This is a genomic window from Glaciimonas immobilis (assembly GCF_011947285.1).
Taxonomy (GTDB): Bacteria; Pseudomonadota; Gammaproteobacteria; order Burkholderiales; family Burkholderiaceae_D; genus Glaciimonas; species Glaciimonas immobilis.
This window is the reverse complement of sequence record NZ_JAAOZT010000012.1, coordinates 234,749-248,592: the sequence shown is the minus strand read 5'-3', so window position 1 is coordinate 248,592 and position 13,844 is coordinate 234,749. Positions and strand designations below refer to the sequence as shown.

The window sequence follows — 13,844 nt, the reverse complement described above, 5'->3', positions numbered from 1 at the left end:
TCACGAATAAGTAGGATGAAAAAGTTGGACAAAATTGCGGGTGTATAAGATATTCTGATGACGAGGTCTAGATAAAACGGTACTATTAAGCAACATGCAACATTTGAAAATAAGAAACTATGCCGACTTAGCGCGAGAAAAGCATTGTTTAATCGTCTTTCCCTCATGTTGTGAATTCATGTTGCAGAATTGCAATCCTGTCCCAAAATCGCCGGTACCGCTCGGATATGTGCAACTACAACCAAGAAATCCTCGGCGATTGCGTCTCGGAAGTACTTAAAGAAGACGCCAAATCATTCGCATGGTCGCTGGAATGGCTGAATATTTTTTTAGGTTATTACGACGACCCCAAACAAGCGCTACGCATGCGTCGCTATTTCCTGGCGGCCGGGACGTCCTTCTTGGCGATCGGCCTGCTGTTTGCCTGTTATTGGCAAGATGTTCTTTCGAGCACCGCATTTTATCGCAGTGCCACGCTGGTATTGCTTGCAGTCATCGCTTTCTATATTCTTTTTCGCTTGGGCCTCAATCTTCGGTTCAACGATCCGAACCTTGCCCTTCCACAAATTTTGGTTTCTTCCCTCATTACTCTGTACGCGATGTACGAGGCTGATGGTGCACGATCTGTGTTCTTAGTACTTCTGCTGATGTCTTATTTATTCAGCGTGCTGCAACTTACGACGCGGGCGTTGCTGATTTACGCTGTGGGTATTTTAGGTGCCTATGGGTGTGTAATCGGCCTGCTGTGGCGCTTCAAGCCGCTGTCATTGGACCTGCGACTGGAGTTGCTGCAGTGGATGGTGCTTGCGCTCACGCTACCCTGGTTTGCGCTGATAGGCAGTTTTATCAGCGGATTGCGCCAAAAATTGCGCCAGAGTAACAAGGAACTGCAGCGCGTGTTGGAGAAGGTTCAGGCCAGCGAGACGAGTTTAGTGCAGGCTCAACGCATCGCTGGGCTCGGTGGATGGGCGCTCGATCCGGTGAGGCGCTCCTCCACCTGGTCTTTGGAGACCTACCGCCTATTTGGCATTGATCCGGCGGAATCCGTACCGACCGGCGAGCGGTTCCTGCGACTTGTGCATCCGGAAGACCGTCGGTATTACAAAGAACTCATACAAACAGCGTTGCGAAAAGGCCACAATTTTGATGATCAGTTCCGCATTGTGCTCCCCCTTGGCGAGGTCAGATGGGTGCACGCCCTTGGACAGCCGGTCGTCAGCGCAGCTGGACACACTACGCTCTTGCGCGGCACGGTAATGGACATCACTGAGCGCCGGGCCGCGGAAGAGCAGATACATCATCTCGCTCACTTCGATGGCCTGACAGGACTGGCTAATCGCAATTTATTCAATCAGCTCCTGGGCCATGCCCTGACGAAGGCACAACGCACAGTAACGCCCCTCGCGTTACTGTTCATCGACCTTGATGGTTTCAAGCAAGTCAATGATCGCTTGGGCCATATCGCGGGTGATCGCCTATTGGAGACTTTCGCGCAACGCTTACGCGAGTGCCTGCGCAAGTCAGACGTCGGCGTGCGCCTCAACGCATTGGGTACTCCTGCGCGTCTCGGTGGCGACGAGTTCGTGGTGTTGATTGACGACTTTACCGAGCTCTCGCAGTTGGAGGTTATAGCGCAGAGAATATTGGCGAATACTGGAAAGCCATTTCGCTTCGGTGAGGAGGAAGGCTGCGTGACGGCGAGCATCGGCATTAGTGTCTATCCAAAGGATGGCACAGACATTGACAGTCTTGCAAGGAATGCTGATAGCGCTATGTACTGCGTCAAGCAAGACGGAAAGAACGGCTACCGATTTTTCTCGACTTCTGCTTAGGTCTGACCCATCAAATTTGCGAATGCGAACACTCCCCCGAAAGACTCCGATCGAGTAGGAAGAACTTGCGCAGAAACTCAAAGTAAATGTTGCCAAGCGCAATATTAAGCCCGCTAACTGTCATGGCAGTCGCTCGCACCGCTGAATGAAAAGCGCTCAACGCTTGCACCAAAAACAGTGGTAATGATTAAGAATTCAGCCTCTGTTTGGTCCGCTCTTCAGCGCTTAAATCGCCTATAATCACTAACATATTAGTGAAATTATAAAATAAAGACTTCTAATGATTATCAGAGATCGGCCATCCGGATTCAGACTGTTCTTACTACTGCGTGGCTCAGTCATGCCACGGATTCTGCCATCGTTGATCGTCAATACCCTGATCGCTACTTTGGTAACGCTGACACATGGCGATCTGTTTGATCTGAAGATTACACTGACGACGATACCGTTCACTTTGATCGGGCTGCCGATAGCGATCTTTTTGGGATTTCGTAATAATGCCGCCTATGACCGTTTTTGGGAGGGGCGTAAATTATGGGGTGAATTGGTCCATAGAAGTCGAAGCCTTTCGCGACAATGTCAAAGCCTCATTGCCTACCCGGAGCCTGCCGCGGCGAACCTTGGTTTAGCGGATATCCGGGTACGCATGATTTACCGCGCGATCGCTTTCGCGCATGCTTTGCGCCACCATCTGCGGGATTCAAAAGCAGATAATGAGTTGAAAGATTTGCTTGTGCAGCCCGAGTGGCAACAAATCGGCAAGTCATCAAACAAGCCCGATTTTCTAATGCGAAGAATGGGGCTGGATTTGCGGCTTTGTTTAAACGAGGGGCGCATTGACCCCTGTCTGGTCGGCCAGATTGATGCCACCTTATCTTCCATGGCCTCTGCGGCAGCCGCTTGCGAGCGCATAAAAGGCACGCCGATTCCCTTTTCCTACACATTGTTATTACACCGCACCGCGTATATCTATTGCTTTCTGCTGCCGTTTGGGCTGGTCGATTCAATTGGATTCATGACGCCGTTTGTAGTCGTCATTGTTGCTTATACTTTTTTCGGTCTGGATGCATTGGGTGACGAGCTTGAAGAACCATTCGGGACGGAAGCGAACGACCTGCCATTAAATACAATTTGCCGCACGATCGAAATTAACCTGCGGGAATCACTCGATGACGAACATGTTCCGAAGCCGCTTGAGGTGGTCGATTATTGTCTGACCTAAGCGACGTTGAACAAAAGTCGGTTCCTGCTCCTAACTAAAGTGAAGCATCTATTTTCAACCTTCTGACCAAATAAAACGGAGTACGATTTGAAGCATCGCATCGCCTACAGCAATCTGCCGCAACTATTTCTGAAAGCGCGGGAACGGCTGATGTCTCACTTTCGGCCAATTCTTAATCACTTTGGCGTGACTGAGCAGCAGTGGCGAATACTGCGTTTGCTAGATGAGTACGGACAGCTTGAACCGCGCGAGTTATGCGAAATGACTCAGATACTCAGTTCCAGCATGGCGGGCGTTCTGGCCCGCATGGAAGAAGTTGATTTGATCTGCCGCAACCGGATTGTCGATGATCGGCGACGTGTGCTGGTGCAGCTGGCCCCCAGCGGGGATCAGCTTATCCGCGAGATCGCTCCTTTAATTGACCTGCAATACAAATTTATCGAGCAGGCTTTCGGCAAGCCGGTGATGGCTGATCTGTTAAATGCTTTTGAAGGATTCATCGCCGCGGAACCGGAGGTCGTTTTGCATGTCCCGCTATCACCAGGACCGGTTGTGCTCCAGACAAGTAAGGCGGGTAAGGCTGCTAAGGCCATCCCATTGGCGCGAAGCGATGCGTCCTCCGCACGTAATCGTAAGGCGAGCAAGCAATAATCGCTAGCCTTTGGTACGGTTAGGCACTCAGAGCATTTAGCGTCAGGCAATAGCATACTGCTGCTGCGTCGTGCTAGACCGATGCCTGAATAAAATCAACAAAGACCCTTAGCGGCGCTGGCAGGTGGCGTCGCCCCGAAAAGTACAAGTACGGGCCGGGGAAGGTTTGCCACCATTCCTCCAATACCGGAACCAGTTCACCTGATGCAAAGTAGGGCGCCAGCCATTCTTCGAACAGGTAGATGATGCCGTGCCCGGCCACGGCGGCGCTGACCGCAATGTCGGCGACGGTCGGCGTGATGATTAACGGGCCGGTAGGCTCGACGCATAACTTCTGGCCGTCGCGCTCGAATTCCCACGGATGCATCGCGCCGCTAAGGAACCTGCCACGCAGGCAGGCATGCTCTAGCAGATCACGCGGGTGAGCGGGCATACCACGTCGCGCCAGATAGGTCGGCGCCGCAGCCACCGCGAAGCGTTGCGTACGCGGGCCGATCGGGACTGCGATCATGTCCTGCTCTAATCGTTCGCCATAGCGGATACCAGCATCGCAACCGCTGGCGATGACATCCACAAAGTTGTTATCCACTACGACGTCCAGCGTAATGTCTGGGTAGAGGGCCATGAAGGCGTTGAGAACGGGTAGCAGGAAAAAGCGGGCAGCGATTACCGGCACATTCAACCGCAATGTGCCGCGCGGGCTGTCGCGCAAATCGTTGAGGACGTCGAGCGCACTGTGAACATTGTTCAATGCGGGCGTCAGATGCCGCAATAACAGCGTGCCGGCTTCTGTCGGCGTGACGCTACGGGTGGTTCTAAGCAGCAAGCGTATGCCGAGGTGGTTTTCCAGGCGCCGTACTGCCTCGCTCAAAGTCGAGGCCGATTGTCCGCTGGCGCGCGCGGCTTGACGGAAGCCTTTGTGGTGGGCCACAAGGGCAAAGGTTGATAAATCAGCCATTGAATAGGTTTCTGAACGCATCATTTTCCTTTGCACCCTCCCACGAACTGACTGCGCGAACGTAATTTGACGTGGGGTGGTGATAATCCTCATGATCTCAAGACCATTCTGGGTTTACCGCGTCCTGTTTCACCATCGAGGTCGGCTAGTTGCAGATAGTGAACGGACTCTTACATTGATTGTGCGAAATGCCGAACAGCCTGTTCGGCGTTGAGCGGATTATCACACAACCAAGACGTCGCTACAATGTCGTAAGAGGGGCAATGCCGCGCCATAGAAAGGTCGGCCGCGAAGGCCCAACTAACCGAATCACAACCAAAGGAGCTTTTATGCATGCTTACCAACCTTCCGACGACCGCTTTACGCCAGCAAATTGCACTCTTTCATTTAACCGCATGGGTTATGGCGCAATGCAACTGGCTGGCCCCCATGTCTGGGGGCCGCCTGGGGATCGTGCTGGTGCGGTGGCCGTTCTGCGCGAAGCGATTGAACGGGGCATCAACCACATCGATACCTCGGACTTTTATGGGCCGCACGTTACCAATCAAATCATCCGCGAAGCCTTACATCCTTATCGTGATGGATTGACCCTCGTCACTAAGACTGGCTTTCGCCGCGGCGAAGATGCGTCATGGATACCGGCCGCGAGCGCGCAGGAATTGCGCGACGCCGTGCACGACAATTTGCGTAACCTGCAATGCGACGCGCTTGATGTCGTCAATCTGCGCGCACCCGGCGTCGCCCGTCCCGATGGATCGTCGCTGGCGGCTTCGCTGGACACATTGGTGCAATTGAAGCAAGAAGGGCTGATACGGCACATCGGGCTTAGCAACGTTAATGCAGAGCAGGTCGCCGAGGCGCAGCGAATGACCGAGATCGTCTGTGTGCAGAATCAATACAACCTGGCCCAGCGTGAAGACGACGCGTTGATCGACATGCTGGCTGCGCAACAGATCGCCTACGTGCCATTTTTTCCACTCGGTGGTTTCACGCCGCTGCAGTCCGATACGTTGACCCGTGTGGCCGCCTCAATGCAAGTCAATCCTATGCAAGTCGCGTTGGCATGGTTGCTGCAACGGTCTCCCAATATACTGGTTATTCCTGGCACCAAATCGCTTGCACATCTGCGCGAGAATATTGCGGCGGGGGCGTTGCAACTTGATGCGGAGGCATTGGCGGCATTGAACGGTATTTAATACACGTTTATTAAGTCACATTTGCTGAGAAGTTTACTGAAATGCGTTTAAGCAAGTGGTTCCTTTTGACCGCACGTTACGGGTGCCATTTCGGCCAAACCGCTATGGCGCAAGATATCTTCCGGTGTCGCTTCTTTAACGGTGCCATCCTTTTTGAGCTGCGCGATCTCAAGTTCCGAATAGTGCAGCATTTGCAAAATCGCCTGCGAATGCTGTCCCAGCGCTGGCGGCTCGAATCGCATGCGTCCGGGTTCGTCCGTGAATCGAATCGGATTGCCGATATGGTCCCAGCCGCGGGCATCGGTTATCACCGCTCCACGCTGCCTAAAGTGCGGATCGTCGAGCATTTCAGGCAGTGTCTGCACGGGCGCGAAGGGGATATCGCGGCCCTTAAAATACGCGACCCACTCGTTCTTGGTTTTCGTACGAAAGCTTGCGCTGAGAAAGTCGCTTACGGGAGCCTGCCCCTTTCCTGGCGGAAGTCTGCACAGATCGATCAGGTCAGGACGGCCCAGCGCGGTAAGAAGATTGACAGCGAACTTCATCTCCTGCCCGCCAAGCGCGATCCAGTCGCCATCCTTGGTGTCGTAAATTGCATAGAGCGCGTTCCCGCCAAGCGAGCGCGCCTCGCGGACGTCAGGTTGTTGCCTCCTTGCCATGGCTGTATCGAGATTATTCGGAATAGCAGCGAGCAGGCAATCGGCCATCGCCATGTCTATAAAATCCCCCCGACCGGTTTCTTTCCGGCGAAGCAGCGCCATCATCACGCCTGAGAGTGTGACCATAGACGCAAGCATATCTGCCGCCGGTAGCCCTGGAATTGCAGGCGCGCCGTCGCGGCCCCGATTCAGCGACAGCACACCTGCCATCGCTTCAATCGCGAGGTCATGCGTAGCGAGGTCACGATACGGGCCGCTCTGTCCGAAGGCAGAGATCGATGCATATACTATGTGTGGCGCCCGCACGCTGATGTGCTGATACCCGACGCCGAGGCGATCGGCTACGCCGGGGCGGAACGCCTCAATGACAACGTCCGAGACCTCGGCCAGTCGCATCAACGCCTCGCGTCCGGCGGGCTGCTTCAGATCTAACGCGAGACTTTTCTTGCCGCGACTTGTATTGGCAAAAAATACGCTGATACCGTCGCGTATTTCGCCGACGGCGCGGGTCGGCTCACCCTCATCAACTGACTCGATTTTGATGACCTCAGCTCCATGGTCGGCCATGAATTGCGTCAACATCGGCCCGGGCAAAAAGCGCGAAAGATCGATAACACGGAGTCCGTCTAGCTTCATGCGTACTTCCCCTTTCTTAAAGCGCCCGCCGTCGTTGCTGCACTTGATCCCATCATCAGGCGGGGTTTCGTTCGGTTATGTTTCAAAACGGGGCGAATTCTTTCCCGAGCAAGTCACGCGCGATGATGCCCAGATGCACCTCACGCGGCCCGTCCGCAGACTCCATCCCCAGACAATCCCGCAGGCGTTGTTCGAATGGGAATTCCTTCGCCCATCCATAATGGCCGTGCAAACGCATGCACGTATACAGAACTTCATTGGCCGCCTTCACGCCCCACCATTTGGCCATCGACGATTCCTTGTCATGACGCAGGCCTTTGTCCTTCAATGATAGGGCGCTATAACACAACATGCGTGCCGCTTCCAGTTTGGTCGCCTCCATCGCGAGCTCATTGGCGACGCCCTGCCATTTTGAAAGCGAACGACCCATGACTTGTCTGATCTTGACGTACTCAATTGTTTCGTCGAGGGATTTCTGGGCTGCGCCAATACAGGCCAATGGGACAAAATTTCGGTTGTAACCGATGATCGTCATTGCCCAGATGAACCCCTGATTCTCCGCGCCAATCATATTTCGTGCGGGCACCCGCACATTATCAAAGAAGAAGCTGCCCGCCCGATCAATCCGTTGTCCCATGCGCTCGAAAGGTGCGGCTGTAACGCCAGGAAGATCGGTCGGAACAAGAAAGAATGAAAGTCCTTTTGGTCCCGGCCCACCGGTTCGTGCCGAGACGAACACCACCTTCGAGACGCCACAAAAGGTGATACTGGTTTTTTCACCTGTGATGATGTAATGGTCGCCATCTTTGACGGCTTTGGTCGTGATGTTGCCTGCATCGGCGCCACCGCGTGGTTCGGTGAACGCCAGCGACATCATCTCGCCGTTTGCGATACGCGGAATCCATTCCTCCTGCAACTCCGGTGCCATGGACGAGGCCATCTCGCCGAGGTGAATGGCATTGCTGATAATGTATCTGATGTTATGGTCACACCGGCCGATCTCTTCACACACGATCCCACAGTCGACGAACGAGTAACCCTGCCCGCCGTACTTTTCTGGAAGCCGCAACCGTAATAATCCCATGTCGATCAGCTTATCCATGAAATCCTTGGTCAACCACTCGCCGGTTGTGTCCCATCGTTTGTATTGGGGGAGAAGCTCCGCCTCGGCGTATCGTCTTACGGAATCGCGGATCATCTGTTGATTATCAGAATAACTAAAGTCCATCATCGTCTCCTTTTGTCAATCGTTTTTAGATTCTCGCGGCCCTTGATAGTAGGGACCAGAGATGGGGTGCTTCCATGGGGAGTAACCTTCTTTTTCGTACGCTTTCGGCCCCAGCTTGAAATGCTTGACCGCTTCCAGACTTTCCACCCCCGGCATGTTCGGATCGTAGAACGCATCCGGATTCATGGGCCTTGGTCCGGCCTTGGCCACGTGGCCGAATCCCGCGCGACCAATGATTTTCTCTAGCATCCATACACAGTCGATGACCTTGTCCAGATCCACCCCGGTGCTAATGCCCATACCTTCCAGCATATGAATGACGTCTTCCGTCGCTGCCATTCCCGAGGCGCGACCGTTCCCGCCGAACTGTCCGCCTCCGATACCTCCAAGCGTTCCCTCGATGATCACGGTGTCGTCGGAGTCCAGAGTGCGCAAGGCGGTATAAATTGCAGGTAACGCCATACCGCGCGCGTTATGCATATGAAGATTGAACTGTTTGACTTCGGGCCAAAGACGCTTGATTTGTTTGAGATCCTCTTCCATCTCATGCGGCAAACACCAACTCTGAGAGTCATGCAATCCGATCTCAAATACGGTGATTCCGGCTGCATTTAATAAACCCATCTGGCGTTCAAGGAAAGAGAAGCGATAGCTCTGAGAAAACTTTCCCATGAAGTTAGATCCCCAAGCGGAACCAATACCAATACGGGCTTTACTGATCCCACGTTCTTTTGCGTTCTGAATGACCTCCGGCCAGCTATCCATCATCTGCTCGACGGAACGATTAACGTTCCTGCGCTGGTGAACGTCACAGATGTCCAGAAATAGCGTACAGAACTCTTCTTCAATTGTCAGGGGAGGAGAGTACTGCTCAGCCAGCTTCTTAGCCTTCTGGTTATGTATAAAGGTCAAATACGTCACCCCCTCTTTTGGGCGGAATTTCCGTAGCATTTCTTCGAAGCATCCCATCTGCGGAACGAAGAGAGGGCTGACAAAAGCGCCAACCGTAATCCGTTTCAAGCCGGTCTCGGAAAGGGCATCCAAAAACGCTACCTTGGCGTCCAGAGTGATGCCCACGTCTTCTATCCCGAAACCTTCTCTCATCACCTCTTCGTTGTAAATAACGGTCGGCCAATTCACAGATGTCCTCCTATTCTTTTCAGTCGTTCAACTTATTCCGAGAACCAATATGATCAAAATTGCGCAATGGTCGGAAAGCGGATAATCAATCGTCAAATTCAATTGTATAACTATTTAAGATTATTGTGCGTAAAAACGGCGATTCTTATTTTTAGATTATTTCCACAGAGGAGGGCGGCATTAATCAGATACGCCAATCAGTATTTCACAGGTTCCGATACTTCAAAATTTTGAACGCAGCTTTTTCCCGGTTATTCAAATGGAACAGTTTTCTCTGTCTCATTTCACTATGCGGTCGCACCGTCAGCGCAATCCTTTATTCATTTAATTTTATGATAGGGAGCAGCCGAAAAGGTACATTTAGCAGCAATAGTCGGGGGTATCGGATTTACATATATTTATTTTTTCTACAAGGTAGATCAGACTTGCGTATAGGGAGATTGCACTGCAAACGGCATGGAAAAAATGCGCTGTGGGGATCAATTCGAATGATTTCGATAACGTATTATGCGATTCCATATTTTATGGAAAACGGTTTTTTTATAACGATATTTTCTCGTAATAGTAAGTTTGAAATAGTTCGTAAGACCGCGTGTGCGTGTGCACAATCGGACCCAATCAGATCTACTATTTTGTCCGTCGGGGACGGCGTGAAAAAAGTCTTTAGCATGATGAAAATAAATTTATAAAAGTTGGGAGATTGTTATAGAAAACGTTTATTGTTGCATTCAGAAGTTAAATAGTTATACAATAAAAAATGTTACAGACCCGTATAGGGCGCGACAATTTTCACGTTTAGGTTGATTTTTTAGGAGACAGCAATGTATTCATGGATTATCAGTAGAACAAATCGTCAGACCAAATTGGGAAAGGTATTATGCCTGGCGCTATCGTTGGCAAGCGTCGCAATAGCCGCTCACGCCAGCCCCTATCCCAATCAGACAATCAAGATTATCGTGCCGTACTCGCCAGGCACCGGGAGCGACGTCATGGCGCGCACGATCGGCCAGAGCATCTCCCGAAAATCCCATGTCTCCGTGATTGTCGAGAACCGCGATGGTGGCGGGGGCGTGATAGGCTCTCTGGCCGCGCTGCAAGCAGCACCCGACGGATATACCGTCCTTATTGTCGCTAATCCATTCGTGATCGCCCCGGTCCAAAAATCTACGCCGCCTTATGATCCTATTAAAGACTTCGTGCCCATCGCGAAAGTTGTTACTATTCCATTGGTGCTGGCTCTGTCCCCTACCTTACCGATCAATAATATAAAAGAACTGGTGGCCTATGCAAAGGCAAACCCCGGTAAACTGACCTATGCTTCTTCTGGCCCCGGCACCATCAGTCAGCAAGAGATGGAAATTTTCAAACAAGTCACCGGGGTCGATATCGTTGAAGTTCCATATAAAAGCACCTCCCAGGCCATGACCGATTTGCTCGGGGGTCACATTGCATTGTTTCCCGTGGTGGTGCCGCTCGTGCAGCAGTATTTGCGTGCAGGAAAGATTCGTGGCCTTGCGGTATTTGATACCCACCGCTCGGCACTTTTTCCTGATATTCCGCCGATTGCTGAAGGACTCGGCATACCGGGCTATCTCCCCAGCCCTGTCTGGTACGGTTTTGTGGCACCGGCTGCAACCCCACGAGACGTGGTGGCCACGCTAAGCGACCTTATTAACGACGCCATGCAAAACCCCGAAGTCAAAGAGCGTCTTGTCGCGATGGGTGCTCAGGCGATCAACCCCACTAACGCACAGTTCAGTGCTGATCTAAAAATGGAAGCCGAGAAAGCGAAGCAGCTCACTAAAAAAATTGGGACTGCAAAATGACCAAAATTTGTCATCGCTCACCGCACAGCATTATTATCGTTATCTCATCCCGAAGGTTTCCAATGAAATCACGCTTTCTGCCATGACCTTTACCACATCCCAAAACGATATTGCCCTGACACCCGCACTCAAGGGAGTGCGGGTAATTGAGCTCGGCACTTTCATTTCTGCTCCCTTTGCCGCCATGTTATTGGCAGACTTTGGCGCTGATGTCATCAAGATAGAATTGCCGGAGGTGGGTGATCCTATGCGTACGCTAGGTGCTTTTCCTTCCGATGGTAAAAGCGATAGCGGTTACTGGTGGTCGACAATTGGCCGTAACAAGCGGTCGGTTGCGCTTGATGTGCGGACGCCAGAAGGTCGCGCTATCTTAGGTCAACTTCTCAAGACGACTGAAATTCTAATTGAAAACTTTCGGCCTGGAACGCTTGATCGATGGGGTATTACTTCGGCCTGGATGAAAGAGCAACGTCCCGATATTACTATTGTGCGCATTAGCGGCTATGGACAGGACGGACCGTGGCGCGATACGCCTGGTTTCGACCGCAACGCTCAAGCCTTTTCAGGCCTCGTGTACGTAACGGGAGAAAAGGATACCGCACCGCAGCAAGCCGGATTACCGGTGTGTGATTTCACGGCCGGTTTATGGGCAGCTTTCGGCGCGGTAACGGCAATGCTAGGTAAACATCTGCACAAAGATAACGTTGGCAACGAGGTGGATCTGGCGCTCTACGAGACCATGATTCCCTTCCTCAAAGACATCCCGATGAAATACCGGCATGAAGGAAAGGTTACCGAACGGACTGGAAATACGCCCGACTATGTGTCGCCGGGCGGTGCCTACTTGACCGGAGATAATGAGTGGATCTTCGTCAGCGGTACCGGTGACCGCGTCTTTGGTCGCCTGATGACCGTTGTCGGCCACCCCGAAATGCCGGAACAAGCGATGTTTAAACTCAACAAAGATAGGGTCACGCACCGCCCCTTGCTTGATGCCGCCATCAATAAGTGGTTGAAAACGCGCACAACGGAAGAAGCACTGGCGGCCTTTCAGGCGGCAGATGTTCCTGCGGTAAAAATTCAGAGTATCGACGATTTGATGAATCACCCGCAAGTTGTCTCGCGCGGCAACTTCGTTAATGTGCCGGATCATGACCGTGGTGTCGTTTGTCTTACGTCACCGGTTCCGAGGCTCTCCCGCAGGCCTGGAACTATTCGCTGGGCTGGTCAGCATCTGGGCGAGTCAAACGTGGATGTTTTGCAGGGTGAATTGAATTTGTCCGATCAGGCCCTGGCTGAACTACGGGAGCGCCGTATAGTTGGTCGTTGAACTATTTTTGTCACTTACCCCACACATTCTTCTGCCTCGTCATCTCCGTCGATATCTGCTTTCTATCCCGTGATAAGTAGATAAGTGCAGTCGCGTCTTAAACTCACCGCGCCAGACGTGAGGGTCGCTTAACGATGCCGACCGGGCGCGGTTTGCCGATCCGCTCGTTCAGCACGTCTATGGTCATGGGTGCTTTATAGGCGCTCAAAACTAAGTCGCGCGTATGCTCCAGATGTAGTCGCCAAAATTTCTCGACAGCCGTGGAGGTGCCGGTGCGCATCAGCTTCACCATTTTTTGGCGGTTTCGTATGCTGTCCTGACGCAGCTTGTCAACGCTTGCTTTCTCGATGGTCCGTTCCGTGACATGCTCGTGCTGTCGCCGGATGATATTGTAGATGAGCGAAGCAAGGAGATGGATCGTCTTGTTGCCGCAATGTCTTGTGATAAGCATCGAGAACTCGGCGCTGAGATCGGCGTAGCGTATCAAATCGTTTTGCGCTGCCTCGCGCGCGGCGGCGATATTGGCATCGAGTTCAGCAAAGACGATGGGATTGCGCAGCGCAGCCAGCAATCCCGCCGCTGGCGGTTCGATAATGATACGGGCGAGCCAGATGTCGTCCAGAGTAGTGCCTTCGATTTGCAGAAACAGGCCGACCTGGCGTGCTGCGGCACCTACATCGATGGCACTCACGCGCGCTCCGCCATGCCTGCCGCGGGCTATGGTGATGAGCGACTCGGATTCGAGCAAGCGCAATGCCTCGCGCAGCGTTGGACGCGAGATTGCGAATTCGATCTGTAGTACATTCTCGGGATGCAGCTTGTCGCCAGGCTTGAGCTTGCCGGTGACGATTTGGCGGCGCAATTCCTCAGCGACCGTTGCGGCGGCTTTCTGAGGTCCACGGGATACGACGTTTGTCGCTTTCGGAAGCTTGGTTACAGGGTTCGTCATGCGATTTATATTAGCATGGCATTATTGAACGATAAATTGAAATTCCTGTTTTTTTCGGCTCGCGTTGGATTTTTCCGATTATCTGCTGGCGCTTTCGGAGTCGTCGTACACCTCACTCCGGCCAAGCATTAACGCATTAACGCATTCACGCTTTACCGCATTACCGGTCAAGCCGGTACTACAGGGACCTGCATCACAAAATCTACGCCTCTAATTA

At 52.5% G+C, this 13,844-nt stretch carries 11 protein-coding genes; 6 read left to right on the top strand and 5 right to left on the bottom strand.

What is annotated here, in order from left to right:
- Positions 1-227: 227 nt before the first annotated feature.
- The 3 genes from HAV38_RS18225 to hpaR all read left to right on the top strand — a co-directional run bounded on the left by HAV38_RS18225 (position 228) and on the right by hpaR (position 3,705).
- Positions 228-1,832 carry a sensor domain-containing diguanylate cyclase gene (locus HAV38_RS18225; RefSeq protein ID WP_168056801.1) on the top strand — a complete coding sequence of 535 codons (1,605 nt, stop codon included), beginning with the start codon at positions 228-230 and terminating at the stop codon, positions 1,830-1,832.
- A gap of 280 nt (positions 1,833-2,112) precedes the next feature.
- A complete protein-coding gene (locus HAV38_RS18220) occupies positions 2,113-3,054 on the top strand; it encodes a bestrophin family protein (protein WP_168056800.1) in 942 nt (313 codons plus the stop codon).
- 87 nt (positions 3,055-3,141) lie between these two features.
- A complete protein-coding gene (hpaR, locus tag HAV38_RS18215; protein ID WP_168056799.1) occupies positions 3,142-3,705 on the top strand; it encodes a homoprotocatechuate degradation operon regulator HpaR in 564 nt (187 codons plus the stop codon).
- A gap of 73 nt (positions 3,706-3,778) precedes the next feature.
- On the opposite strand, the gene HAV38_RS18210 is transcribed toward hpaR, so the two are convergent.
- Positions 3,779-4,687: a LysR family transcriptional regulator gene (locus tag HAV38_RS18210; RefSeq protein WP_245182438.1), complete on the bottom strand. Its 909-nt coding sequence runs from the start codon at positions 4,685-4,687 to the stop codon at positions 3,779-3,781.
- A 305-nt stretch (positions 4,688-4,992) separates the two neighbouring features.
- Between HAV38_RS18210 and HAV38_RS18205 the strand changes: the two genes are divergently transcribed.
- A complete protein-coding gene (locus HAV38_RS18205) occupies positions 4,993-5,859 on the top strand; it encodes an oxidoreductase (protein ID WP_168056798.1) in 867 nt (288 codons plus the stop codon).
- 47 nt (positions 5,860-5,906) lie between these two features.
- Here the strand turns inward: HAV38_RS18205 and HAV38_RS18200 are convergent, their stop codons facing one another.
- The 3 genes from HAV38_RS18200 to HAV38_RS18190 all read right to left on the bottom strand — a co-directional run bounded on the left by HAV38_RS18200 (position 5,907) and on the right by HAV38_RS18190 (position 9,522).
- On the bottom strand, positions 5,907-7,154 hold the full coding sequence (locus HAV38_RS18200) for a CaiB/BaiF CoA transferase family protein (RefSeq protein WP_168056797.1): 1,248 nt from the start codon (positions 7,152-7,154) through the stop codon (positions 5,907-5,909).
- Between the two features lie 82 nt (positions 7,155-7,236).
- Positions 7,237-8,385, bottom strand: coding sequence for an acyl-CoA dehydrogenase family protein (locus HAV38_RS18195; RefSeq protein ID WP_168056796.1), 1,149 nt, complete (start codon positions 8,383-8,385; stop codon positions 7,237-7,239).
- 12 nt (positions 8,386-8,397) lie between these two features.
- On the bottom strand, positions 8,398-9,522 hold the full coding sequence (locus HAV38_RS18190) for a beta/alpha barrel domain-containing protein (protein WP_168056795.1): 1,125 nt from the start codon (positions 9,520-9,522) through the stop codon (positions 8,398-8,400).
- A gap of 821 nt (positions 9,523-10,343) precedes the next feature.
- Here HAV38_RS18190 and HAV38_RS18185 point away from each other — a divergent pair.
- Together HAV38_RS18185 and HAV38_RS18180 are read left to right on the top strand one after the other, a co-directional pair.
- Entirely contained in the window at positions 10,344-11,348 is a 1,005-nt protein-coding gene (locus tag HAV38_RS18185; RefSeq protein WP_168056794.1) for a Bug family tripartite tricarboxylate transporter substrate binding protein, read from the top strand.
- 7 nt (positions 11,349-11,355) lie between these two features.
- Positions 11,356-12,678, top strand: a complete 1,323-nt coding sequence (locus HAV38_RS18180; protein WP_168056793.1) for a CaiB/BaiF CoA transferase family protein — start codon at positions 11,356-11,358, stop codon at positions 12,676-12,678.
- Between the two features lie 103 nt (positions 12,679-12,781).
- On the opposite strand, the gene HAV38_RS18175 is transcribed toward HAV38_RS18180, so the two are convergent.
- The gene (locus tag HAV38_RS18175) at positions 12,782-13,627 is read right to left on the bottom strand and encodes a FadR/GntR family transcriptional regulator (protein ID WP_168056792.1); all 846 of its coding nucleotides are present in this window, start codon (positions 13,625-13,627) and stop codon (positions 12,782-12,784) included.
- Between the last annotated feature and the right edge of the window lie 217 nt (positions 13,628-13,844).